This is a genomic window from Arthrobacter saudimassiliensis (assembly GCF_059090665.1).
The window spans coordinates 153,634-178,162 of record NZ_JBNHFX010000002.1 but is presented as its reverse complement, the minus strand read 5'-3'; the positions used below and the strand labels follow the sequence as shown (position 1 = coordinate 178,162).

Here is a 24,529-nt window from a genome sequence, read left to right as displayed (position 1 = left end):
CCCTCCTTTCGGGGCGGAGCGCCGGGCTCAGGAGCCGGCGACGACGGTGTACCCGGCTTCGGCGACGGCCTCGCTCAGCTGCTGCCGGGTGACGTTGGGGTCATGGCGGACCACCGCGGCGGAGGCCTGCCCGCTGTTGAGGGTGACGTCCACGCCTTCGACGCCGGGCACTGCGGTGAGCTCCTCGGTGACGGAGGAGACGCAGTGGCCGCAGGTCATGCCGGTGATGTTGAGCACGGTTTCCATGGTGGTGCCTTTCGGTAGGTTCGGTGGGTTCGGCTTCTTCGGTGGGGGCGGCGGCCGGCGCGCGCTCAGCGCAACAGGCGGCCGATGGCGTCGGCGGCTTCCTGGACCTTTTCCTGGACGACGGAGGGGTCGCCGGTGGCCTGCGCCTGCTCGGCGGCCCCCACCACGCAGTGCGACATGTGGTCGCGGACCAGGCCGAGGCTCACCGCGTGCAGCGCCTTGTTGATCGCGGCAACCTGCGTGAGGATGTCGATGCAGTACTTGTCCTCCTCGACCATCCGCGCGATGCCGCGGACCTGCCCCTCAATGCGGCGCAGCCGCCGCAGATAGGCTTCCTTGTCCTCGGAGTAGCCGTAGCCGTGCCCGGAGGCTGCCGATCCCTCGGGCTGCAGGTCGATGTCCATGGCGGGCTCCTCGATGAGGTCGGCGGCGTATGTCTACAGCCCTCAAGGTATACCCCCGGAGGGTATCAGTCAAGTACCCCCAGGGGGTATCAGCAGCCCCGCCTCCGACCGGCTCCACGGGCTCTGGCGTATGGTGGACGGGTGCCCGATATCCAGCTTTCAGCCGCCGCTGAGGACTACCTGAAGGTCATCTGGACAGCGCAGGAGTGGACCAGCGCGCCGGTGACCATCTCGGCCCTGTCCGCCCATATGGGCTTTTCCCCGTCCTCGGTTTCCGAGGCGGTGAAGCGCCTGACCCGGCAGGGCCTGCTGCAGCACGCCCGCTACGGCTCCATCGCGCTCACCGAGGCCGGGCACCGGGCAGCGGTCGCCATGGTGCGGCGGCATCGGCTGATCGAAACGTTCCTCGTGGAGTACCTCGGCTATGGCTGGGACGAGGTGCATGACGAGGCGGAGCAGCTTGAACACGCTGTCTCCGACAAGATGGTCGATGCCCTGGCCGAGCGCCTTGGCCACCCGCTGCGTGATCCGCACGGCGACCCCATCCCCGGCCGTGACGGCAGCTTTCCACCCCTGGACGCCCGCAGGCTCAGCCGCTGTGAACCGGGCGAGCAGGTGCAGGTGGCACGCGTTTCGGATACCGACCCCCAGCTGCTGCGCTACCTGGCCGGGCTGGGCCTGAACCTCGACGTCGGGCTGCAGGTCCTGGAGCGGCAGGCCTACGCCGGCACCGTGACCCTGCTGGCCGCCGGGAAGCGCCTGGACCTGGGCCTGCCCGCGGCCGAAGCCATCTGGGTGGTTCCGCGCGCCGCGGATCCGGCTCCCGCCGACTGACCGCCCCGGCGCTTCAGCGCAGGGGGAAGTCGAACACCACTTCGCGGTGCGTGGGCCGGTAGCCGAGGTTCTCATACAGGGCCAGGGCTCCGGAGGGATTCTCCGTATCCACGGCCAGCGCCGCCTCCTGCATCTGCGAGGCGGCGTAGCGCCGCATCGCCTCGGCCAGCATGGCGGGCGCCAGGCCCTGGCCGCGCCAGCCGCGCCGCACGCCGAGCAGTTCGGTGTAGCCCTCGGTGTGCCCGTGGATACGCTCGCATTCCGGGTCATAGCTGGCCAGGTGGTAGCCGGCGACCTGCCCCTCGCCGTCGAGCACCGCGAAGCTCCAGTCCCGCCGGAAATGCGGGTGCGTGGTGGTGAACTTCCAGCGCTCCAGGTCCCGCGGCTCGCTGCCCCAGTGGTCCCGGAAGGCCTCGTTGTGGGCCTGCCGGATGGGTTCGGAAAGCCGGTTGCTGAACGTTGCGAAGCTCATGCCGTCCGGCAGCGGAGCCTCGGGCGGAGCGGAGTCCAGGGAGCGGGTCATTTCCGTGAAGTACCGGGACACCGATCCTCCGGCCGCGGCCAGCAGCCCGACATGCCCGGCGTTGGCTTCCTCGGCGTAGACGCGCAGCACCGGGCGGCGGTGCCCCGGGCCGTGCAGCCGCTGCCGGGCGCGCTCCAGCTGCCAGCGCAGCACCTCCCGGCCGATCCGCCGGCCGCGCAGTTCGGGGTCGACGCCGCCGTACCCGTCAGCGGTTTCGGACCCGCGGTTGAGCGCCACGCGGCCGAAGGCCCGCAGCGCCCCGGTGCGGTCGAAGCCGGCCAGGGTGTCGCGTGCGGGATCGTTGCTGCTGTTGGCCAGGGCGTGTTCCAGATCCGCCGTGGTGTCGGTCCACGGCGGCCGGTCGGCGGCCGCCATGCGCTGTACCAGCGCGTGCCAGGCCGGGACATCGGCGGTTTCAAGGGCGCGCCAGCGCAGGCCGGTCTCCGGGCCGGGGCGGCGGGGTTCGATGGGTGCCGTCATTCCTACAGCCTAGCCAGAACCTCCGCCGGGGGCTCCATTCGGCCGTGCTCCAGGTGCATGCGGCGCTCACACCACGCTGCATCGTCGGGATTGTGGGTGACCATGACGACAGTCCGACCGGCCAGGCCGCTGCGCAGGTCGGCCATCAGCTGCCGTCCGGCTTCGGCGTCGAGGTGAGCGGTCGGTTCGTCCAGCAGCACGACGTCGGCGTCCGTGAGCAGCGCGCGGGCCACCGCGACCCGCTGCCGCTGGCCGCCGGAGAGGAAGTGGCCGCCGGCACCCACCCGGGTATCGAGTCCTTCAGGCAGCCGCTCGAGCAGCGGGCCGAGGCCCACGGCCTGCAGCGCCTGCTCCAGCTCCGGTTCCGTGGGGGCGTGCCCGCGGTCGCGCGCCAGCAGCAGGTTCCCGCGCAGCGTGGAGTCGAAGAGGTGGGCCTCCTGGGGGCACCAGGCCATGCGTCGGGCCGCCGGGGGCAGGTCGTCCGCCGGGCGCCCGTTGATCAGGATCCGGCCTTCCTCCGGCCTGAGGAAGCCGAGCAGGACGCCCAGCAGCGTGGACTTCCCGCTGCCGGAGGGCCCCGTGACGGCCAGCCAGTCGCCGTTCTCCAGCGTCAGGTCAATGCCCTGCAGCGTGGCTGCCGGTGCGCCCGGATAGCGGTAGCCGACGCCGTCGAGCTCCAGGGTGCGGACCGGCGCGCCATCGGCGGCCGGCTGGGACTCCGCGGCTGCGGCGCCGGTCCCGGTGGTTCCGGCGTCGTCGACGTCCGGGCTGCCGAGGTCGGGCAGCACCCGGTCCCCCAGGGTGCGCCAGGCGCTGAGCTGCTGGATGGAGCCGTTGACGGCCACGAAGGGTTCAATCAGGGCGAGCTGCATCAGGATGATGACCGCTGCGATCGACGGCGCGGTGCCGCCGGTGTGCAGGCAGGCCCAGAGGGCGGAGCCGGCGCAGGCCAGTGCGGTGAGCGCGTTGGCCAGGCCCTCGGCCCAGGCGCTGCGGCGCACGGCTGCGGAGGCCTGCGCCTCGAGCGCGCGCTGCCGGGCCAGCACCGGGCCGGCGGAGCCGTTGGCCTCCAGGTCGGGGGCGGCCGCCAGCAGGCGGGCCATTGCGGCCATGGCGGAGGACTGCAGGCGGACCGTCCGTGCCCGGGCGGCCGCATCGGCGGCCAGGGCGAGCAGCGGGGATAGAACCAGCCCGAACAGGCACAGCAGCAGGACGCCGGGCAGGGCCGCCGGCATCAGCAGCCCGGTGGCGAGGCAGGCGACGGCCGCGGTGAGCAGGCCGGTCATCGGGGCGAAGACCACGCGCGGCGCGATGTCGCGCAGCTCGTCGACGTCGCCGACCAGGCGTTCCAGGGCGCCTCCGCCGCGTGCCAGCCGCCGCCACCCGGCCGGGCGCTCAAGCAGTCCGTTCCAGAGCCGGATGCGCAGGGCGTTGGTGGCGCGGAAGACGGCGTCGTGCAGGTGCAGGCGTTCGCGGTAGCGCAGCACCGCACGGCCGATGCCGAAGAAGCGGACGCCGACGATGGCGGTCAGCAGGTAGAGGATCGGCGGCTGTTCGCTGGCCCGGACGATGAGCCAGCCGGAGAGCGAAGACAACGCGACCGCGAAGAGCGTGGCCCCCGTGCCCAGGAGCAGGGCCAGCAGGAACTGCGGGCTCCACGGCCGCAGGACCAGCAGGTTGAGCCGGAACGGCTGCCGGGCGGGGGTTTCCTCCGCCGCGTCGGCCGTTCCCGTCGCCGCGCCGGGAGCCGTGAAGTCAGCAGCGGGATCGGCGGCGTCCACGACGGGGGCCTCCGGCGCAGCGGCGCCGGGGTGCACCGGGATGTGCAGGTCCGCGGCGGCGGCGGTGGCCGCGTCGTGGGCCACGAGCAGGACCGTGGCCCTCCCCCGCAGCCGCTGCAGGGCGGCGATGACGGCGCGGGCGCTGGCGGCGTCGAGGTGGGCGGTGGGTTCGTCGGCCAGCAGCAGCGTGACCTCCGGCCGGTGCGCCAGCCGCGCCAGCGCCCGGGCCACCGCCACGCGGCGCTGCTCGCCGGGACTGAGGTCTCCGGTCGAGGCATCGATGAGATGGCCGGCGTCGATGTCGGCCAGCGCCCGGACGGCGGCCGCGCGTCCCTCCGCGGCGGTGGCGGCGCCGGCGTAGAGCGCGATCTCGGCGGCTACGGTGTCCTCGACGAGCACCGGGTGCTGCGGAATCCAGGCGGTGGTGTCCGCGGACGCACCGGTCACCGTCCCGGTGATGGCGGCGCCTTCGGACGGGGAGTCCGAACCGCCGGATCCGGCGTCGGGAACGGCCCGGCGCAGGCCGGCCAGGACTTCGAGCACGGTCGTCTTGCCGGTCCCGCTGGGGCCGGTGAGCGCGGCGATGCGGCCGGCGGGAACGGTAAAGCCGAGGTCCTGGACCACGGCGCCCTCCCGGGCGGGATAGCGGACCGTCAGGCCGGTCACGGTGAGGTCGCGTGGCCCGGCGCTCCCGGCGGCGGCGTCGGCAGCCGCCGGCGCGGCGGCCGGAACCAGCGGCGTGGAGGCGGGCGCCGTCAGCACCCCGTCGGTGCGCCGCAGCGCTTCCAGCCCGTCCTCGCTGGCGTGGTGGGCCGTGCCCAGGTCACGCAGCGGCTGGTAGCACTCGGGCGCCAGGATCAGGGCCAGCAGGCCCAGCTCCAGGGACATGTCGCCGTTGACCAGCCGGATGCCGATGAAGACGGCCACCACGGCCACCGAGATGGTCGAGATCAGCTCCAGGGCCAGCGAGGACAGGAAGGCCACGCGCAGGGTCTGCAGCGTCGTCTTCCGGTACTCGTCGGCCACGTCGCGCAGGGCGCGGGCCTGGGCACGGGCCCGGCCCAGGCCCACGAGCACGGGCAGGCCGCGGACCAGCTCCAGCATGTGGTCGGAGAGGCGGTGCAGGGCGTCGATGGCCTGGGCGGTGCGGTCGCCGGTATGCAGGCCGATCAGGATCATGAACACCGGCACCAGCGGAACGGTGAGCACAATGACGACGGCGCTGACCCAGTCCGCCGCCAGGATCCGCAGGCCCACCAGGGCGGGAACGACGGCGCAGGTCACCAGGGCCGGCAGGTACTTTGAATAGTAGGTGTCCAGGCCGTCCAGCCCGCGGGTGAGCAGCACGCTCAGCGCGCCGTTGCCCATGCCCGGCACGGTGCCGCCCTCGGCAAGGATCCGGTCGGTGAGCCGGGCACGCAGTTCGTCCTTGACGCCGACGGCGGCCCGCTGGGACACCGATTCCTGCGCCCACATGGCCAGGGACCGCAGCACGGCGCCCGCGGCGCCGGTGCCGAGGGCGTGCGCCCAGTCGACGCTGCCCGCGGCGATCCCGGCGATCGCCTCGGCGGCGCCGCCGGCGAGGAGCACCAGGCCCACGGCCTTGACCGCGGCTACGAGGCCCAGCAGGTACAGTGCGCGGCGGCTGGCGGCACTGACGGGCAGGACCGGCTTCACTGGGCGCTGAAGGTATGGGCCGCCGGGATGGAGTCCGCGGAGACACGCTTGCGGAACACCCAGTAGGTCCAACCCTGGTAGAGGATCACGATGGGCAGGCCGAGCAGCGACACCCAGCTGATCACGGTGAGGGTGTAGGAGCCGGAGGAGGCGTTCTGAACGGTCAGGTCCCACGCGGCGTCGAGGCTGCTGGGCAGCACCACCGGGTACATGGCGGTGAAGATCGACGCCGCTCCGGCCACCAGGAACGTCCCCAGGGAGGCGAAGGCGAACCCTTCACGTCCCCGCCGGGCGAAGTCCCAGGCCATGGCGACCGCCACCACCGCGACGGCGAGCAGCACCAGCGAGGCCAGGCTGCCGCTGTCCAGGTTGACGCCCACCGCCCAGACGGCCATCGGCGCGATGCCGAGCGGAAGCCAGCGCACCAGGGCGCGGCGGGCCCGCAGGCGGATGTCGCCGTCGGTCTTCAGCATGAGGAACGCCAGGGCGTGCACGAGGGCGAAGCCGACCACGGCCAGGCCGCCGATGACTGCCCACCCGTTGAACCAGGCAAACGGTCCGCCCACCCGGTCGCCGTTCTCGTTCAGCGGCAGTCCGGTGCTGGTCAGGGCCAGCGCGGCGCCCACGCCGAACGCGGAGACGAAGGAGCCCAGGGACAGTGCCCAGTCCCAGCGGCTGCGCCACCGGTCGTCGTCGTGCTTGCCGCGGTACTCGATGGCCACCGCGCGGAAGATCAGTCCGAGCAGGACCAGCACCAGCGGCAGGTAGAGGGTCGAGAAGAGCGAGGCGTACCAGAGCGGGAAGGCGGCGAAGGTCATGGCGCCCGCGGTGACGAGCCAGACCTCGTTGCCGTCCCAGACCGGGCCGATGGTGTTGAGCATGACCCGGCGGTCCTTGTCGTTGCGCGCCATCAGCTTCATGAGCATGCCGACGCCGAGGTCGAAGCCTTCCAGGAAGAGGTAGCCCATCCACAGGAAGGCGATGATGATGAACCACAGAGTGGGAAGCGTCACGTCAGTTCTCCAGGAGTCGGTCGCGGGTCAGTACGCGAAGTCGAGGACATCGTCGGCCTTCTTCCGGCCGCCGTCCGGGTCATCGCTGCCGGCCGAGTCGAGGCCGCCGGACGGGCCGTCGTCGCCGTCGTGGAGCAGGCCCGGCATTGAGGACGGAACGCCGCCGCGGACGAACTTGACCAGCAGGCGCACCTCGACCACCAGCAGGGCGAAGTAGACCAGCGTGAACGCGATGACCGAGAACAGCAGCTCGCTCAGTTCGACGCCCGGTGAGACGGCGGCGGCGGTGAACATGAAGACTCCGTCGTTGCCGCCGAAGGCCAGAGCGGCCGGGTTGGGCGCCACCACGAAGGGCTGGCGGCCCAGCTCGGTGAAGACCCAGCCGGCGGCGTTGGCGCCGAAGGGCGCCAGGATGCCGAAGACGGCCAGGCGCATCAGCCACTTGGACTGCGGAACGGTGCCCTTCCGGGTGACCCAGAGCGCGGCGGCGGCCGCCGCGGCGGCAACGGCGCCGAACCCGATCATGATGCGGAAGGCCCAGTAGGTGGCCGCCAGGTCGGGCACGTAGTTGACGGGCGCACCCGAGTAGTCGCCGTACATCTCACCTTCGGGCAGGAACTCGCCGTAGGCCTCCTGATACTCCGGGATCAGGGTGTTCACGCCCTTGACCTCGGTGGTGAAGTCGCCGTTGGCCAGGAAGGAGAGCAGGCCCGGAACCTCGATGAGGTTGGTGACGTCGTTGCAGTCCGTGGAACCGACGTCGCCGACGGCGAGCACGGAGAAGCCGGTGCCGTCGTGGCAGGCGGATTCCGCCGCGGCCATCTTCATCGGCTGCTGCTCGAACATCAGCTTGGCCTGGAGGTCGCCGGTGACGGCGACTCCGGCGAATGCGATGACGGCGATCCAGGCGCCGATGCGCAGCGAACGGAACCAGACCTTATGGTCGGCCTTGTCCCGGCCGGTGCCGGGAACCTCGCCGACAACCACGCGGCCCGAGTCGTCCACGGTGTCGATGCCGTCCTTCCGGCGCTTCCACAGGTGATACCAGGCGATGCCGAGCAGGAAGCCGCCGGCAACGGCGAGGGCGCCGGTAATGGTGTGCGGGAAGGCGACCAGGAGGGTGTTGTTGGTGAGGACCGCCCAGATGTCCGTCAGCCGGGCGCGGCCGTCCACGATCTCCGTGCCGACCGGGTGCTGCATCCACGAGTTCGCGGCCAGGATGAAGTAGGCGGAGACGACCGAGGCCAGCACCGCGGCCCAGATGGTGGCCAGGTGGATCTTCTGCGGCAACCGCTTCCAGCCGAAGATCCACAGGCCCAGGAACACGGACTCCGTGAAGAAGGCGAGCAGCGATTCCAGGGCCAGCGGGGCGCCGAACACGTCGCCGACGAAGCGGCTGTACTCGCTCCAGGCCAGCCCGAACTGGAACTCCTGGACCAGGCCGGTGGCGATGCCGAGGATGAAGTTGATGAGGAAGAGCTTGCCCCAGAACTTGGTCATCCTCAGGTATTCGTCCTTGCCCGTGCGGACCCAGACGGTCTGCAGCGTTGCCACCACCAGCCCGAGGCCGATGGTGAGGGGAACCATGAGGAAGTGGTAAACGGTGGTGATGCCGAACTGCCACCGTGCGATGTCTAGAGCGTCCAACGCGGGATCCTTCGAACCAAAGAAACAGAACTTCTACCTTGTGTAGAAATATCTTCTTCTACAGATCGTAGAACACCGCCGTAAAAATTTCTACGGTTCGTAGAAACATGGCGGAAAACACGGTACATTTGGTGGTACAGTTTCGTGCCTCGGCGGCCCGGCCTCCGCGCCGCACACCCTGGAGGACACGGACGCAGCATGACGCAGCACGACCGGATAGACGTAAGGACGGAAGATGGCAACCCTCGGCGAGCTTGAGCGGGCGATGATGGACCTGCTGTGGGATTCGGCCGAAGCGGCCACCGCCAATGAACTGCGTGAACAGCTCGCGGCCCGGGGCGGTGAGGGCAAGGACCTTGCCGTGACCACGGTCCTCACCGTGCTTTCACGTCTGGAGAAGAAGTCCCTGGTCGAGCGTGAGCGGGACACCCGCCCGCACCGCTACCGGGCCGTCACCACCCGGGCCGAGCACACCGCCGAACTCATGCATGAGGCCCTCGGCTCCGCCAGTGACCGCGAGGCCGTGCTGGCCCGGTTCATCGGCTCGGTTTCCGAGAGCGAGGCGCAGACGCTGCGCCGCCTGCTCGGCGCCGTCACGCCGTAGGGCTCCGCCCAGGTGTTCCTGGCCTCCTACCTGCTGGCCGGGCTGGCCATCATCCTGGCCTGGCCCGTGCCGATCCTGCTGTCCAGGGCCGCATGGACCGCACGGTCCCCGTTTGCCGCCCTGGTGCTCTGGCAGGCGATCGCGCTGGCCGGCGGCCTGTCCATGATCGGTGCCATGCTCACGTGGGGCCTGGAGCCGCTCGGTGACAACCTGCCGGCCGCGTTCCGCGGGCTGTGGGGCATCCTGATCCACGGCGAGCCGGCCACCACGCTGGGCCTGGTGCACGTCTTCGCCCTCAGCGCGGCCCTGCTGCTGGGCGCGCATCTGGTGTTCACGCTGCTGCTCACCTACTACCGCATCACCAGGGACCGCCGGCGCCACCGTTCCATGCTGCAGCTGCTCAGCTCCCCCTCCCCGGATTACGGCGCGACGGTGGTGGTGCCCTACGCTGCGCCCGTGGCCTACTGCCTGCCCGGCGGCGGCCGGGCCGTCACCGTCCTGTCCGACGGGCTGCTGGAGATGCTGACCCCGGGCGAGCTGCAGGCGGTCCTCACGCACGAACGTGCCCACCTGCTGCAGCGCCATCATCTGCTGCTCTGGGCGTTCGCCGCCTGGCGTGCCGCGCTGCCCTGGCTGCCGACGTCGCAGCTGGCCCAGCAGGCCGTGCACGAACTGATCGAAATGCTCGCCGACGACGAGGCGCTGCGTGAGGTGGACCGTCCCACCATGGTGCGGGCGCTGGCCCTCGTCGCGAACGGCTCGGCGCCGCTGCCGCCCGATACCGCTCCTGACGGCCCGCCCGCGCTCGGCGGGGCACAGTCCTCGGAACCGGTGGACGCCGCGCGTCGGCTGGGCCGGCTGCTGACTCCCCGCCCGCCGCTGGCAGCCTGGCAGCGGGCGCTGGTGCTGCTGGCGGCCCTGGCGCTGGTGGCCGTGCCGACCGTCCTGCTGCTTGCGCCCCAGCTGGTGCCCTGGCGCTGAACCGCCGACGGGCCTGCCGGCCGTCTCAGGCGTCGATGCGGTCCCGGTCCAGCATGGACGCTCCGGCCACGATGAAGTCCTTGCGCGGAGCGACATTGGAGCCCATCAGCAGCTCAAAAACCTGCTCGGCGGCCGCAGCCTCACCGATCCGCACCCGGCGCAGCATCCGGTGCCGTGGGTCCATGGTGGTCTCCGCCAGCTGATCGGCGTCCATCTCGCCCAGGCCCTTGTAGCGCTGGATCGGCTCCTTGTACCGCCGCCCCTCCTGTTCCAGCTTGGAGAGCAGCTGGTGCAGCTCCTTGTCGCTGTACGTGTACACGGTCTCGTTGGCCTTGGATCCCGGGTTGATGATCTCCACGCGGTGCAGCGGCGGCACGGCGGCGAAGACGCGTCCGGCCTCCACCAGCGGGCGCATGTAACGGTAGAACAGGGTCAGCAGCAGGGTCCGGATGTGGGCGCCGTCGACGTCGGCGTCGGTCATGAAGATCACCTTGCCGTAGCGGGCGGCGTCCAGCTGGAAGCTGCGCCCGGACCCGGCGCCGACCACCTGGATCAGCGCCGCGCACTCGGCGTTGGACAGCATGTCGGAGATCGAGGCCTTCTGCACGTTCAGGATCTTGCCCCGGATGGGCAGCAGCGCCTGGTAGTCGGAGGACCGCGCCATCTTGGCGGTGCCGAGCGCGCTGTCGCCCTCCACGATGAACAGCTCGGAGCGCTCCGGATCATCCAGCCGGCAGTCCGCCAGCTTGGCGGGCATGGACGAGGTCTCCAGGGCGTTCTTGCGCCGCTGGGTCTCCTTGTGCACGCGGGCCGAGATGCGGGACTTCATTTCCGCGACGACCTTGTCCAGCAGCTGCGAGGCCTGGTGTTTGTCCGCCTTGGAGGTGGCGTTCAGGCGCGCGGTCAGCTCCTTTTCGACCACCTTGGCCACGATGGACTTCACGGCGGAGGTCCCGAGGACCTCCTTGGTCTGGCCTTCGAACTGCGGTTCCGCCAGCCGGACGGTCAGCACTGCGGTGAGCCCGGCGAGGACGTCGTCCTTTTCGAGCTTGTCGTTGCCCGCCTTGAGCTTGCGGGCGTTGGCCTCCACGGTCTTCCGGAAGGTCTTGAGCAGCGCCTGCTCGAAGCCGGCCAGGTGGGTGCCGCCCTTCGGGGTGGCGATGATGTTCACGAACGAACGGATGGTGGTGTCGTAGCCGATGCCCCAGCGCAGGGCGATGTCCACCTCGCATTCACGCTCGACGTCGGCGATCCGGCTGTGGCCGGATTCATCGAGCACCGGGACGGACTCGGTGAAGCGGCCGGATCCCTGGAAGCGCCAGGTGTCGGTGACCGGGGCGTCGGCCGCGAGGAACTCGGCGAATTCGGAGAGGCCGCCGTCGTAATGGAACACCTCCTCGACCGGGCCCTCTTCGCCCGCCGTGCCGGGCAGCCGGCGTTCGTCCCGCAGCGTGATGCGCAGCCCGGGAACCAGGAAGGCGGTCTGCCGGGCCCGCGCCTGGAGCTCCGTGTAGGAGAATTTCGCGTCGGGGGTGAAGATCTGCCGGTCCGCCCAGTAGCGGATCCGGGTTCCGGTGACGCCGCGCTTGGCCTTTCCCACCACTTCGAGGCGGGAGCTTTCCAGGAAGGGCGAGAACGCCGCATCGGGAGCCGGGCGGGCGCCGTCGTCGAAGGTGCCGGGCTCGCCGCGGCGGAAGGACATCTGGTACGTCTTGCCGGCGCGGTCGACCTGGACGTCCAGCCGCGCGGAGAGCGCGTTGACCACGGAGGCGCCGACGCCGTGCAGGCCGCCGGAGGCGGCGTACGAGCCGCCGCCGAACTTGCCGCCGGCGTGCAGCTTGGTGAAGACCACCTCGACGCCGCTGAGGCCGGTCCGCGGTTCGACGTCGACCGGGATGCCTCGCCCGTCGTCATGGACCTCGACGGAGCCGTCGGCGTGCAGGATGACCTTGATGCTCTGGCCGAAGCCGGCCAGGGCCTCATCCACCGAGTTGTCGATGATCTCCCAGAGACAGTGCATCAGGCCCCGGGAGTCGGTGGACCCGATGTACATGCCGGGACGCTTCCGTACCGCTTCAAGCCCTTCCAGGACGGACAGGTGCCGGGCGGTGTACTCAGAACTGGGCGCCACGTGTGTTGGAACTCCTCCGGCCGCAGGGCCGATCGGCGGCCGGAACGCTGCCGGCCGGTGTGCTGACGGTCCGCGGGAGGGGACCTTTTCCTCAAGGTTAGTGCCCGCCACCCCCGGAACGGGCCAGCGACGTGGAGGACGTGTCCGGCCCCACACGCGCCGTACGCGCTGAGCGAAAGCGGGGCGCGTCCGGAAAGACCCTGACGGCAAAGGTGGTTGAATGAAGTATCAACACCCTTGAGGAGGCATCCAATGACAGCTGCAGTAGCTAATCGTACGTTGACTGCGCTGGACCGCTGCGACCGCTGCGGAGCCCAGGCGTATGTTCGGGCCGTGCTTGAGTCCTCCGGCGGGGAACTGCTTTTCTGCGGGCACCACGCCCGCGCAGTGGAGGCGAACCTGCGCCCGCTGACCTCGGAATGGCAGGACGAGACCTCCCGTCTGCACGAGAAGGCAGAGGCCTGATCGGCGGGAACATCCCGGCGGGGCTGATGCCCTGAACGAGCTTGGAAAGGCCCCTTCCGCATCTGCGGAAGGGGCCTTTTCCTTCGTCCCGTGAGGACCCGGTCCTGACGGGCCGGGCCGGAGGACGATCTGCCGGAGCATGACCGGAGCATGAAAAAGGCACCCCGGAGCGGGGTGCCTTTTTCATGCTCCGACGGGCGGTTCCGCACTGCGGCGGACCGGAGTCAGTCGAGGTAGTCGCGCAGCACCTGGGACCGCGAGGGGTGGCGCAGCTTGGACATGGTCTTCGACTCGATCTGGCGGATACGCTCACGGGTCACCCCGTAGACCTTGCCGATCTCGTCGAGGGTCTTCGGCTGGCCGTCGGTCAGCCCGAAGCGCATGGCCACGACGCCGGCCTCCCGCTCGGACAGGGTGTCGAGCACGGAGTGCAGCTGTTCCTGCAGCAGCGTGAAGCTCACGGCGTCCGCGGGGACCACTGCTTCCGAGTCCTCGATCAGGTCGCCGAACTCGGAGTCTCCGTCTTCGCCCAGCGGGGTGTGCAGCGAGATCGGCTCGCGGCCGTACTTCTGCACCTCGATGACCTTCTCGGGGGTCATGTCCAGCTCAAGGGCCAGCTCCTCCGGAGCCGGCTCCCGGCCCAGGTCCTGCAGCATCTGACGCTGGACACGGGCGAGCTTGTTGATGACCTCAACCATGTGCACCGGGATGCGGATGGTGCGGGCCTGGTCGGCCATGGCCCGGGTGATGGCCTGTCGGATCCACCAGGTCGCATAGGTCGAGAACTTGAAGCCCTTGGTGTAGTCGAACTTCTCGACGGCACGGATCAGGCCCAGGTTGCCTTCCTGGATGAGGTCCAGGAACAGCATGCCGCGGCCGGTGTAGCGTTTGGCCAGCGAGACGACCAGGCGGAGGTTGGCCTCGAGCAGGTGGTTCTTGGCACGCTTGCCGTCGTGCACCACCCACTGCAGTTCGCGCTTGAGCTTGGCATCCATGTCCGGGTCCTCGGCGAGCTTCTGCTCGGCGTAGAGGCCGGCCTCGATGCGCAGCGCGAGGTCCACTTCCTGCTCGGCGTTCAGCAGGGCGACCTTGCCGATCTGCTTCAGGTAGTCCTTGACCGGATCGGCCGTGGCGCCTGCGGACACGACCTGCTGGGCGGGGGCGTCGTCGTCATCGGCGTCGGAGTAGACGAACCCGGTGCCGGTGGGAGTCCCGGCCTTCGCGGTGTCGGTATCCTCCGCGTCGGCGGAAACAATGGCGTCGGCGTCGGGCTCGGCTTCGAGATCGTCGTCGCCGTCCAGGACCTCGTCCTCTTCGGGCTTCGGCTCTTCCTTGGCCGCGGCCTTCTTGCGTCCACCGGTCTTGGCCCCGGCCTTGGCCGTGGTCTTCCGTCCGGCTGCCGGCTTGCGGGGGGCCTTGGCAGCGGTCTTGGTGCCGGCAGCAGCCTCAGCGGAGCCGGCCTCAACGGTCCCGGCTGCAGCGGTGAGCGTACTTGCAGTGTCAGTCTCTTCGACTGCAGTTGTCTTTCTCGGCGACACAGAAAACCTTTCACATACGGCGGGTTGTGGCGTCACCATCGGTCGCAACACCACTATGACCCTGTCAAGTCCGTGTTTTGCAACCAAGTGGCCGGCAGCACTGCTGCCGAAGCTGCAACAACTGCCGTGCACGTATTGTTCCCTGCGCCTGCGGCGCCGGAGCAAACGTGACACTTGATACACGAACCCGACCGGGTCTCGGTTCCCATTGTCGCACGGATTCCGGGCGGCGGACAGCACGCCGCCCCTGCGGCGGGCGCGCGCTGCGTGCAGTGCCCGGGAAACTCAGGGTCGACCGGGGCTCCAGGCGGTGGCCGGCCGCCTGGTCCAGCGGGGCACCGTACCCCCGGCGAACAGTTCGGACATCAGCACGGCGAGGCGGTAGCCGGGATGGTCCGCAAGCGTCTGCTCCAGCAGCAGCCTGGCGCGCGAGCCGCGGCCGCGCGCCCATTCGATCCATGCGAGCAGGGTCGGAACCGCCGGCTCCGCGGTGGACATCACGAGGCCTGCGCCTGCCGGAGGACGGGCAGGCGCGGCGTCCGGCGCGTCCGCGACGGATTCGCCTGCCGCGGCCGGCTCCGTGGGCAGGCAGGCGAACCACGCCAGCAGGCGGAAGGCACTGTCCAGCCGGCCCCAGTCCGGCGCGCCGTCCCATTGCCCGGTGAGGACCTCCCCCAGCCCGGGCTGGGGGCCAGGCGCCGGCGGGCCCTGCCTTTCCGCAGTCCCCCCGGCGGCGGCGTCCGGGCCGATTCCGGATTCGAGGCGCAGCGCCGCGCGCACGTCCGGCGGGAGGGCGGGGAGGTTCATGAGCACCGCGGCAGGCACCGGTCCGTCGATCATCAGCCCGGCGCCCGCGGCTCCCCGGAGGGCCGGCACCAGGCCGACGGCCGCCTGCACAGGCAGCAGGTCCCGTACCGTCCGGCTGGCGAGGCTCGCCGCCAGCAGGGCTGCCTCGGCGGGGGCCGGCGCCGCCCCCTCGGCGGCGCCGGCCAGGGCGGCTTCCCATGCCCCGAGGACGTGGCGCAGCACGGTGGCATGCTGCCACCAGCCGCGGAACACGCCGGGGCGGTCCTCGGTACGTTGCAGCCGCCGTGCGGCGTCGCCGCGGGCCATCGCTGATGGACCCGGCGTCGCGTGTTCCGCTGCGGGATCCGCTCCGGAGCTCCGGAGCCGGGCTGCCGCTTCCCTCAGCTCGCGGCCGATGGCCTCCTCCACGGTCTCGGCCGCCACGCTGCCGCGGAACACCAGTTCGGTGCCGAGCGGAGCCGAGGCCAGGTCCGCGGTCGGGCGCCCGGGCAGCGGGCAGCAGCCTGGATCGGTGCAGAAGCTGCTCCGCCAGTAGCCGGCACCGACCGTCCAGCCGTCCTGGACGGGCAGTCCCGCCCGGACCGCCTCGTCCGCCAGCCGCTCCGGCAGTTCTTCCAGGGACCCGCCGGGCGAGGTCAGGGCCTCGGGCGCATAGAGAACCATGAGCATGCCGTCGGCCTGCCGGTCGCTGCGCAGCAGCCGCACCGCCTCGCGGAGGAACCGGCCGTGCAGCGCCTGCCGGGGCAGGTCGATCCGGACGGCTGCGCCGAGGTGCTGTCCGCGCAGGGCCAGGAGCACCAGCGAGCGGTCCGGGGTGAACCCGAGGAGGTGGGGCACAAGGGCGAGCACGTCCTCGGCGGCGCGGATGCGCAGGCCGGAGGCTTCGCCGTGGGAGATCTGACTCATGCGCAGCAGTCTTAGGCCCATCCGGTCCGCCGGCGGGCGCGGAGCCCGGATTGTGCGTCCGGCCCGTATCAGGGAGCCGGAACTTCGTGCTGTGGAGGACAGGGGCCCGGTGCCGGAAACGGGCGGGCCGGCGCGTCCTCAGTCGGCGGCGTCGAGCCTGGCCTGGCGCCGTCGGGCCCGCTCACGGGCCAGCGCTTCGCGCAGCGGGGGCAGCCGCAGCCCGTCGGCGGCCATCGCCCGGCGCACCTTGCCCCGGGTGGTCAACACGCCCACGGCTCCCCCGAGGACAACCGCCAGCTGCACGGCCATCGCGATCCGGAAGGAGGTCAGTTCATAGAGGTTGCCCCCGGAGAAGCCCGATGCGAGCAGCAGATCGAGGATCAGTCCGATCAGGTACATCGAGACCAGGGACGCAAAGAACCCGCCCACGTTGACGATCCCGGTGGCGGTGCCGAGCCGGCTGGCCGGGTTGTAGGTGCGGGCGAAGTCGAAGCCGATCATCGAGCCGGGTCCGCCGACCGCGAGCATCGCCACCAGCACCGTCAGCAGCCACAGCGGCGCCGGCCCGGGCTGAAGCAGCACGGCAATCCAGGCGGCCGACATGGCGCCCGCGATCAGCAGCACCATCGTGGAGCGGCGCAGCGGATGCCGCGCCACCCACGATCCCAGCCAGGGGCCGCACAGGATGCTGACGATGACAAAGACGGTCATCAGCGCCGACGCGGTCGACGGCGCGACGCCCTCGGCGCTGACCAGGTAGGGGTAGCCCCACATCATGACGAACACGGTTCCCGGGAACTGGATCGTGAAGTGGGTCCACAACCCCAGCCGGGTGCCGGGATGGCGCCAGGCGGCCAGCAGCGAAGAGCCGGTCTGGCGCAGCGGCATCGGCACGGGAGCCTCGGCGGCCGGGGGGCGGTTCCGCACCAGCGCGGCCACCAGCACCAGGGCCAGCAGCGACAGCGCCGAGGCGCTGATGAAGGCGGTGCTCCAGCCGGAGAGCTGCAGCAGCATTGCAAAGGGGACGGCGCTGAGCACCTGGCCCAGCTGGCCGATGATGCCGGTCCACTGCGTGAGCATCGGCACGCGCGGGCCGGAGAACCAGGCGGGCACCAGGCGCAGGACGGAGATGAAGGTCAGCGCGTCGCCGGCTCCGACGAGCAGCCGCCCGGTAATTCCGCCGGCGATCGAATCGGCGGCGGCAAGCTGGAACTGCCCGGCAAACATGAGCGCCGCACCGGCCGCAATGAGCAGCCGGGGGCCGTAGCGGTCGACCATGACGCCGACCGGCACCTGCAGCAGGGCGTACACGAGCAGCTGGACGACCGTGAAGACGGACAGGACGGAGGCGGAGGCGTCGAAGCGGTCGGTTGCCGCCAGCCCCGCCACGCCGAAACTGGTGCGCTGCGTGACGGCGGCCATGTAGGCCAGGACGCCGATCCCCCAGACCAGCCAGGCGCGCCGCGTGTTCACCTTCCGCCTCCGGCGGGCCGGCGGATCTCAGCGCCCCGTTTCGTCGCCGCGTGGTCCGTGGTGTGCCCTGTCCGCCTGTCCACTGCTGTCCGTTTCCTCCGTTGCCCCGGCACCGCCGGCCTCGCCGCTCTCCGCCGCCTCCGCGGCGCCTGCCGCGCTGGCCAGGAAGGCCTCGGCCGCGGCGCCGAGCTCCTCGGCGTCGGCAATCTCGTCATTGTCCTTCACCAGCAGGCTGCGGCGCACGGTGCTCTCCGTGTATTCGTCGTAGCGCCGCTCAAGGGTGGTGACCACGCCCTTGACCTCCGCCGAGGCCTCCACCTGCTCTGCGATCTGCCGTTCGATCTCCCGGCCCGCCTCGCGCAGCCGGTCGGTCGGCAGGACGACGGACGCGGTCGCGCCGAGGTATTCCAGGCCCGCCACAGCGGCGGGCGGAAACTCCGCATCGGCGAGGTAGTGGGGCACGTGCACCACATGCCCGACGACGTCGATCCCGGCCGCGGCCAGCCGCAGCTCCAGCAGGTGTCCAATGGACGCCGGGATCTGCGCGGTCGGACGCCAGGAGCTGATGCCCTCGATGAGGTCGGGCCGGTTGCCGTGCACGGTCACCCCGATCGGACGGGTGTGCGGCACCGGCATGGGCACCGAGTGGATCCAGGCGACGAGTCCGACGTCGAGGGTGCGGACCAGCTCGAGGACGGCGGCCGTGAAGCGTTCCCACTGCAGGTCCGGCTCGAACCCGGTCAGGAACAGGAACGGCTCGCCGAGCCCGTCCGACATGCGGTGCAGTTCGATGCGCGGCGCCTCGTACTCCTCGAGGTGGTCCTCGAGGAACGTGATGGTCGGGCGGCGGGAACGGTAATCAATGAGCTGATCGGCGTCGAACGTTGCCACAAGCTCGTGCTCGAGGTTTTCGAACAACTCCTCGCGGATCTGTGACACCACGTGGCCGGCGTCGGCGAATCCGGTGAAGCCGGCCAGCAGCGGTGCTCCGCGCAGGTCGCCGTCGGCACCGGCCGCTGCCGGATCAATGTTGAACAGGGTCTGCGGATCAAGCATTCCTACCCCTTTCCGGCCTTCGTGCCTGTACGTGGTCCATGCGGGCGGCGCAGCCGCTCCCGAAATCCGCGCCCGGGAACCGTCCCGGGCCTGCTGATCGCTCCATTACAGACTAAACGCCGCCGGTGCCGTCTTTCATTCCATCCCGCCGCCGGCCGGCCGGCGGCGGGGGTGCCCGGGCTGAAGGAGGGGCAGGCTGCCGGGGCGCCCGGGGCGAGGGACTACGATCGGGAAGGGAAGGCAACCAGACACCGAACGAAGTGAGGAAGTAGTTTCGTGAGCAAAGCCAACGAGCCGGTTCTGTCCGTCACCGCGAAAGACGTCCGCCGGGTCCCGGCGCAGGCGCTGGTGGTCGGAGTCGGCAAGGCCGCAGGCGGGCCGGCGCTGATTGACAGCCCGCTGCCCCCGAAGGCCTCGGCCGCCCTCTCCGGTTCCCTCGCCCTGCTGGGCGTTACCGGTGCCGTTGACCAGGTGCACCGCCTCCCCGGGCTGCCTGAGGTCGACGCCGAAATGCTCGTCCTGGTCGGCGTGGGGGACGTCAGCAACGGCGTGCAGCTGAGCCCCGAGGCGCTGCGCCGTGCCGCCGGCTCCGCCGTCCGGCAGCTGGCCGGCACCGGGTCCGTCGCCCTGGCCCTGCCCGCCGGCACCGTCGCCGACGCGGCCGCGATCGCCGAGGGCGCCCTGTTCGGCGCCTACAGCTACACCGAGCACCGCAGCACCTCCGCCGCCTCCGCCGCCCCGGTCCGGGACATCACCGTCATCACCCCGGCCGCGGACGAGCGCGGCCTGCCCGAAGCGCTGGAGCGTGCACGGATCCTGGCCCGGGCCGTGAACTCCACCCGCACGCTGGTCAACCAGCCCCCCAGCCACCTCTACCCGGAGACGTTCGCGGCGGCGGCCCGTGAGGCCGCCCGCGGCCTGCCGGTCAAGGTCACCGTCTGGGACGAGAAGAAGCTCGAACGCGAGGGCTTCGGCGGCATCCTCGGAGTCGGCAAGGGGTCCTCACGCCCGCCGCGCCTGGTCAAGGTCGAATACGCCCCGGCCAGGGCCAAGGCCAAGCTGGCCCTCGTCGGCAAGGGCATCACCTTCGACTCCGGCGGACTCTCGCTGAAGCCGGCGGCCGGGATGCAGACCATGAAGTGCGATATGGCCGGCGCCGCCGTCGTCCTCAACGCCGTGCTCGCCGTCGCCGCGCTCGGGCTGCCCGTCAAGGTGACCTCGTGGCTCTGCCTTGCCGAGAACATGCCGTCCGGCACCGCCCAGCGGCCCTCCGATGTGCTCACCATGTACGGCGGCAAGACCGTTGAGGTGCTGAACACCGACGCCGAGGGCCGGCTGGTCATGGCCGACGGCCTGGTGGCCGCCAGCCAGGAGGAGCCCGACGCCCTGATCGACGTCGCGACCCTGACCGGCGCCCAGATGATCGCCCTCGGCAACCGGGTCAGCGCGGTCATGGGCGATGAAGGGGTGCGCGACGCCGTCAAGGCAGCTGCGGACCGCGCGGGTGAGCTGTTCTGGACCATGCCGATCCCGGAGGAGCTGCGGGCCAGCCTGGATTCGCAGGTCGCAGACATCTCCAACCACGGCGAACGCTTCGGCGGCATGATGACCGCGGCCAGCTTCCTGCGCGAATTCGTCGGCGAGGCCGGCGGCAGCCCCATCCCCTGGGCGCACCTGGACATTGCCGGACCGGCCTTCAACGAAGGTGCCCCCTACGGCTACACGCCCAAGGAGGGAACCGGCGTCGCGGTGCGCACCCTGGTCGCCTACGCGGAGGACGTCGTCGCCCGTTCGGAGTAGCACCCGTTACGCCAACTGCAGGCCCTCCTGCAACCTGTGCGCCTCATGTGGCGCGTGTTTCTCATTACAATCGCCGCGGCCCGGCCTGCAGCAAGTGGAGCAGGCCCGGCCGTGGCGATAGGGTGAGACGAGATCATCACCACCCACCAATCACCAGGCGCGCCCCTCGGCGCGTCGTTCGATTACGCGAGGGAGCGTTTCCGTGGCCGATAAGGCAGCAGAGCAGGAATTCGATATTTTGGTCCTCGGGGGAGGCAGCGGCGGTTACGCGGCCGCGCTGCGCGCCGCCGGCCTCGGCATGTCCGTGGGCCTCGTGGAAAAAGCCAAGCTGGGCGGCACCTGCCTGCACAACGGCTGCATCCCCACCAAGGCGCTCCTGCACTCGGCGGAGATCGCCGAGAACGCCAAGTCCGCTGAGAAGTACGGCATCAAGGCCAACTTCCTCGACGTCGACATGGCTGCAGTGAACGCGTACAAGGACGGCATCATCGCCGGCAAGTTCCGCGGCCTGCAGGGCCTGGTGAAGTCCAAGGGCATCACGGTCATCGAGGGTGAAGGGCGCCTGACCGGCAAGGACACCATCGAGGTCGCCGGCACCGCCTACCGCGGCAGGAACATCATCCTGGCCACGGGCTCCTACTCCCGCACCCTGCCGGGCCTCGAGATCGGCGGCCGGGTCATCACCTCCGACCAGGCGCTGACCCTGGACTACGTGCCCAAGAGCGCGGTCATCCTCGGCGGCGGCGTCATCGGCGTCGAGTTCGCCTCGGTGTGGAACTCCTTCGGCGTCGACGTGACCATCGTCGAGGGCCTGCCCTCCCTGGTTCCCAACGAAGACCCGGCGATCATCAAGAACCTGGAGCGCGCCTACAAGAAGCGCGGCATCAAGTTCAGCACCGGCATTTTCTTCGAGAAGGTCGAGCAGAACGAGAACGGCGTCGTCGTCACCCTGGCCGACGGCAAGACCTTCGAGGCGGACCTGCTGCTGGTCGCCGTCGGCCGCGGCCCGGTCACGGCCAACCTCGGCTTCGAGGAAGCCGGGATCACCATCGACCGCGGATTCGTTATTACCAATGAGCGTCTGCACACCGGCGTAGGCAACATCTACGCCGTCGGCGACATCGTTCCGGGCCTGCAGCTGGCGCACCGCGGCTTCCAGCAGGGCATCTTCGTGGCCGAGGAGATCGCCGGCCTGAACCCGGTGATCGTCGAGGACGTCAACATTCCGAAGGTGACCTACTGCGAGCCCGAGATCGCCTCGGTCGGCCTGACCGAGCCCAAGGCCAAGGAGAAGTACGGCGACGGCAACGTCGAGGTCCAGGAATACAACCTGGCCGGCAACGGCAAGACCTCGATCCTCGGCTCCTCCGGCCTGGTCAAGCTGGTCCGCGAAAAGGACGGCCCCATCGTGGGTGTCCACATGATCGGCGGCCGAATGGGCGAGCAGGTGGGCGAGGCCCAGCTGATCGTGAACTGGGAAGCGTACCCTGAGGACATCGCCGGGCTGATCCACGGCCACCCGACCCAGAATGAGGCTCTCGGCGAGGCCGCCATGGCCCTCGCCGGCAAGCCGCTCCACGGCTGACACAGACGTTTGCCGGCCGGATCAGCCTGATCCGGCCGGCTGCAGGACCACCGCCACCAGCGCCACGGCTGGTGACAGAAGATCTACACAAGGAGAGACGGGGACGAAATGTCTGAAACCGTGAACTTGCCCGCCCTTGGTGAAAGCGTCACCGAGGGTACCGTCACCCGCTGGCTGAAGCAGGTCGGCGACCGCGTCGAGGTCGACGAAGCGCTGCTGGAGGTGTCCACCGACAAGGTCGACACCGAGATTCCGTCCCCCGTGGCCGGCGTCATCGAGGAAATCCTGGTGGCCGAGGACGAGACCGCCGAAGTCGGTGCCCCGCTGGTGCGCATCGGCGACGGCTCCGGCTCCGAGGCCAAGGACGACGGCGGCAGCGCCGCCAACCAGGAGGCCCCGGCCCAGGAGGCTCCCGCCGAGGAGACGCCCGAGCCCGCAGCGGAGGAGGCTCCCGCCCAGGAAGCATCCGCATCCGGCTCCGCCGACGGCACCGACGTCACCCTCCCCGCACTGGGCGAGTCGGTGACCGAGGGCACTGTCACCCGCTGGCTGAAGCAGGTCGGCGACGACGTCGCCGTCGACGAGCCGCTGCTGGAGGTCTCCACCGACAAGGTCGACACCGAGATCCCCTCCCCCGTGGCCGGCAAGCTGCTGGAGATCAAGGTTGCCGAAGACGAGACGGCCGAGGTCGGTTCCGTCCTCGCGGTGATCGGCTCCGGCGCGGGCGCCCCCGCCAAGGCCGAGCCGAAGGAAGCCGAGCCGGTGGCCGCGGCGTCCAAGGACGAGCGCGAGGCTCCCGCCGCTGAGCCCGAGCCCAAGCAGGAGGCCCCGAAGCAGGAGGCTCCCAAGCAGGAGGCTCCGAAGCAGGAGGCTCCCAAGCAGGAAGCGCCCAAGCAGGAGGCCCCGAAGCAGGATTCGGGCGACCGGTCGGAGGGCACCTACGTGACTCCGCTGGTGCGCAAGCTCGCCAACGAGCACGGCGTGGACCTGTCCACCGTCAAGGGCTCCGGCGTGGCCGGCCGCATCCGCAAGCAGGACGTGCTGGACGCCGCCGAAGCCGCGAAGGCCAAGCAGGCCGAACCGGCTGCCGCTGCGCAGTCCAAGGCACCCGCTGCAGCCGCTCCGAGCGCCGAGGCCTCGAAGCTGCGCGGCACCACGGTCAAGGCTCCGCGTATTCGGCAGACCATCGCCCGCCGCATGATGGAGTCCCTCGAGGAGTCCGCTCAGCTGACCCAGGTGCACGAGGTCGACATGACCCGCATCGCCAAGCTGCGCGACGCCGCCAAGGCGAACTTCCAGGCGCAGAACGGGGCGAAGCTGACCTTCCTTCCGTTCATCGCCAAGGCTGTGGTCGAGGCGCTGAAGCAGCACCCGAAGCTCAACGCGTCCTACGACGCCGAGAGCCAGGAGATCACCTACCACGACGCCGAGCACCTGGCGATCGCGGTGGACACCGAGAAGGGCCTGCTGGTTCCGGTGATCAACGACGCCGGCGACCTGAACATCACCGGCCTGGCCAAGAAGATCGCCGACGTCGGGGCACGCACCCGCAGCAACAAGATCGGCCCGGACGAGCTCTCCGGCGGCACCTTCACGATCACCAACATCGGAAGCGTCGGCGCCCTGTTCGACACCCCGATCATCAACCAGCCGCAGGTGGGCATCCTGGGCACCGGTGCGATCGTCAAGCGCCCGATGGTCATCCAGGATGCGGACGGCAATGACACCATCGCCATCCGGTCGATGATGTACCTTTCGCTGACGTACGACCACCGCCTGGTGGACGGGGCGGATGCGGGCCGGTTCCTGCAGACGCTGAAGGCACGCCTTGAGGAGGGCAACTTCTCCGCGGACCTCGGTCTGTAGCTTTTAGGGCAGCTGCAAAGCTGAAGGGCCGGTCAGGCACTCCCCAGTGGAGTGTCCGGCCGGCCCTTTTCCGTATCTTCCCCAGATACTTCTACGTGTTGTAGAACTGTTATCCGACGGATTCGGAAATGCCAACACCGCGTCGGTAAGCTGGAGGCATGGACTTCCTTCACAGCTTCCTTGTCTTCCTGCACATCCTCGGTGCCGGCCTCATTGTCGGCCTCTGGATCGCCCGCATCAAGAACCCCACCGTGGTCCCCGGCCAGTTCCACGCCGCGCTGCTGCAGCTGGTGACCGGCATTCTGCTCGTGGGCCTGAACGAGATGGGCGACGGCGCGGTCAACCACATGAAGGTAGGCGTCAAGCTCCTGATCGCCCTGGTCATCGCCGTCATGGCCTTCATCGGCCAGCGGCGCTACAAGAAGGACCAGCCCGTCGGCAAGGGCATGGCCAACGGCGTCGGCATCCTCACCGTGGTCAACGTCGCCCTCGCCACCATGTGGAACTAGTCCATCAACGGTCTGCTCCAGGGCCCCTGCCGCGCCGCGGCAGGGGCCCTGCCCGTTTAACGGGCCTGCCCCTTGAGCAGGCACGGAATCGCCTCCCTGCCGATGGCCCGGGCAGCACCGCTCCGCGGAGGGCCGCCGCTTCCGGGCCGGCGGTCTGGATGCTCCGCGGGCGCCGCCCCTAGGATGAAATGTGACGCCGGTCC

General features: G+C 70.3%; 19 protein-coding genes. 8 read left to right on the top strand and 11 right to left on the bottom strand.

Translation table 11 applies throughout. From position 1 onward, the window contains the following. Positions 1-27: 27 nt before the first annotated feature. Positions 28-246: a heavy-metal-associated domain-containing protein gene (locus tag AC5RV6_RS08025; protein WP_494006788.1), complete on the bottom strand. Its 219-nt coding sequence runs from the start codon at positions 244-246 to the stop codon at positions 28-30. Positions 247-311: 65 nt separating this feature from the next. Further along, complete coding sequence (locus tag AC5RV6_RS08020) at positions 312-650, bottom strand: metal-sensitive transcriptional regulator (protein WP_494006787.1); 339 nt, start codon at positions 648-650, stop codon at positions 312-314. A gap of 141 nt (positions 651-791) precedes the next feature. Here AC5RV6_RS08020 and AC5RV6_RS08015 point away from each other — a divergent pair, with 141 nt between their 5' ends. Next, on the top strand, positions 792-1,484 hold the full coding sequence (locus tag AC5RV6_RS08015) for a metal-dependent transcriptional regulator (protein ID WP_494006786.1): 693 nt from the start codon (positions 792-794) through the stop codon (positions 1,482-1,484). A 13-nt stretch (positions 1,485-1,497) separates the two neighbouring features. On the opposite strand, the gene AC5RV6_RS08010 is transcribed toward AC5RV6_RS08015, so the two are convergent. From AC5RV6_RS08010 to AC5RV6_RS07995, 4 genes are all read right to left on the bottom strand, one after another. Next, entirely contained in the window at positions 1,498-2,487 is a 990-nt protein-coding gene (locus AC5RV6_RS08010; RefSeq protein WP_494006785.1) for a GNAT family N-acetyltransferase, read from the bottom strand. A 2-nt stretch (positions 2,488-2,489) separates the two neighbouring features. After that, positions 2,490-5,945 carry a thiol reductant ABC exporter subunit CydD gene (cydD, locus tag AC5RV6_RS08005; RefSeq protein WP_494006784.1) on the bottom strand — a complete coding sequence of 1,152 codons (3,456 nt, stop codon included), beginning with the start codon at positions 5,943-5,945 and terminating at the stop codon, positions 2,490-2,492. Then, positions 5,942-6,913, bottom strand: a complete 972-nt coding sequence (gene cydB / locus AC5RV6_RS08000) for a cytochrome d ubiquinol oxidase subunit II (protein ID WP_494007378.1) — start codon at positions 6,911-6,913, stop codon at positions 5,942-5,944. Before cydB ends, cydD begins: the two co-directional genes overlap by 4 nt. Before the next feature lie 72 nt (positions 6,914-6,985). Continuing rightward, a complete protein-coding gene (locus AC5RV6_RS07995; RefSeq protein WP_494006783.1) occupies positions 6,986-8,605 on the bottom strand; it encodes a cytochrome ubiquinol oxidase subunit I in 1,620 nt (539 codons plus the stop codon). A gap of 235 nt (positions 8,606-8,840) precedes the next feature. On the opposite strand from AC5RV6_RS07995, the gene AC5RV6_RS07990 reads away from it, so the two are divergent. After that, a complete protein-coding gene (locus AC5RV6_RS07990; RefSeq protein WP_494006782.1) occupies positions 8,841-9,209 on the top strand; it encodes a BlaI/MecI/CopY family transcriptional regulator in 369 nt (122 codons plus the stop codon). A gap of 12 nt (positions 9,210-9,221) precedes the next feature. Then, entirely contained in the window at positions 9,222-10,190 is a 969-nt protein-coding gene (locus AC5RV6_RS07985) for a M56 family metallopeptidase (RefSeq protein ID WP_494006781.1), read from the top strand. Positions 10,191-10,215: 25 nt separating this feature from the next. Here AC5RV6_RS07985 and AC5RV6_RS07980 read toward each other — a convergent pair whose 3' ends face one another. After that, positions 10,216-12,321, bottom strand: a complete 2,106-nt coding sequence (locus AC5RV6_RS07980) for a DNA gyrase/topoisomerase IV subunit B (protein ID WP_494006780.1) — start codon at positions 12,319-12,321, stop codon at positions 10,216-10,218. A gap of 252 nt (positions 12,322-12,573) precedes the next feature. On the opposite strand from AC5RV6_RS07980, the gene AC5RV6_RS07975 reads away from it, so the two are divergent. Next, positions 12,574-12,786: a DUF7455 domain-containing protein gene (locus AC5RV6_RS07975; RefSeq protein ID WP_494006779.1), complete on the top strand. Its 213-nt coding sequence runs from the start codon at positions 12,574-12,576 to the stop codon at positions 12,784-12,786. Positions 12,787-13,010: 224 nt separating this feature from the next. Here the strand turns inward: AC5RV6_RS07975 and AC5RV6_RS07970 are convergent, their stop codons facing one another. The 4 genes from AC5RV6_RS07970 to AC5RV6_RS07955 all read right to left on the bottom strand — a co-directional run bounded on the left by AC5RV6_RS07970 (position 13,011) and on the right by AC5RV6_RS07955 (position 18,566). Further along, positions 13,011-14,363 carry an RNA polymerase sigma factor gene (locus AC5RV6_RS07970; protein ID WP_494006778.1) on the bottom strand — a complete coding sequence of 451 codons (1,353 nt, stop codon included), beginning with the start codon at positions 14,361-14,363 and terminating at the stop codon, positions 13,011-13,013. A gap of 246 nt (positions 14,364-14,609) precedes the next feature. Next, the gene (locus AC5RV6_RS07965; RefSeq protein ID WP_494006777.1) at positions 14,610-16,037 is read right to left on the bottom strand and encodes a DUF4192 family protein; all 1,428 of its coding nucleotides are present in this window, start codon (positions 16,035-16,037) and stop codon (positions 14,610-14,612) included. 138 nt (positions 16,038-16,175) lie between these two features. Further along, positions 16,176-17,510, bottom strand: a complete 1,335-nt coding sequence (locus tag AC5RV6_RS07960) for an MFS transporter (protein WP_494006776.1) — start codon at positions 17,508-17,510, stop codon at positions 16,176-16,178. Positions 17,511-17,537: 27 nt separating this feature from the next. After that, the gene (locus AC5RV6_RS07955; protein ID WP_494006775.1) at positions 17,538-18,566 is read right to left on the bottom strand and encodes a proteasome assembly chaperone family protein; all 1,029 of its coding nucleotides are present in this window, start codon (positions 18,564-18,566) and stop codon (positions 17,538-17,540) included. Positions 18,567-18,842: 276 nt separating this feature from the next. Here AC5RV6_RS07955 and AC5RV6_RS07950 point away from each other — a divergent pair, with 276 nt between their 5' ends. The 4 genes from AC5RV6_RS07950 (at position 18,843) to AC5RV6_RS07935 (ending at position 24,326) form a co-directional block, all read left to right on the top strand. Further along, complete coding sequence (locus AC5RV6_RS07950; RefSeq protein WP_494006774.1) at positions 18,843-20,366, top strand: leucyl aminopeptidase; 1,524 nt, start codon at positions 18,843-18,845, stop codon at positions 20,364-20,366. 202 nt (positions 20,367-20,568) lie between these two features. Continuing rightward, on the top strand, positions 20,569-21,951 hold the full coding sequence (gene lpdA, locus AC5RV6_RS07945) for a dihydrolipoyl dehydrogenase (RefSeq protein ID WP_494006773.1): 1,383 nt from the start codon (positions 20,569-20,571) through the stop codon (positions 21,949-21,951). 108 nt (positions 21,952-22,059) lie between these two features. Next, positions 22,060-23,817, top strand: coding sequence for a 2-oxoglutarate dehydrogenase, E2 component, dihydrolipoamide succinyltransferase (sucB, locus tag AC5RV6_RS07940; protein WP_494006772.1), 1,758 nt, complete (start codon positions 22,060-22,062; stop codon positions 23,815-23,817). A gap of 158 nt (positions 23,818-23,975) precedes the next feature. Next, entirely contained in the window at positions 23,976-24,326 is a 351-nt protein-coding gene (locus AC5RV6_RS07935; protein ID WP_494006771.1) for a hypothetical protein, read from the top strand. Positions 24,327-24,529 lie beyond the last annotated feature (203 nt).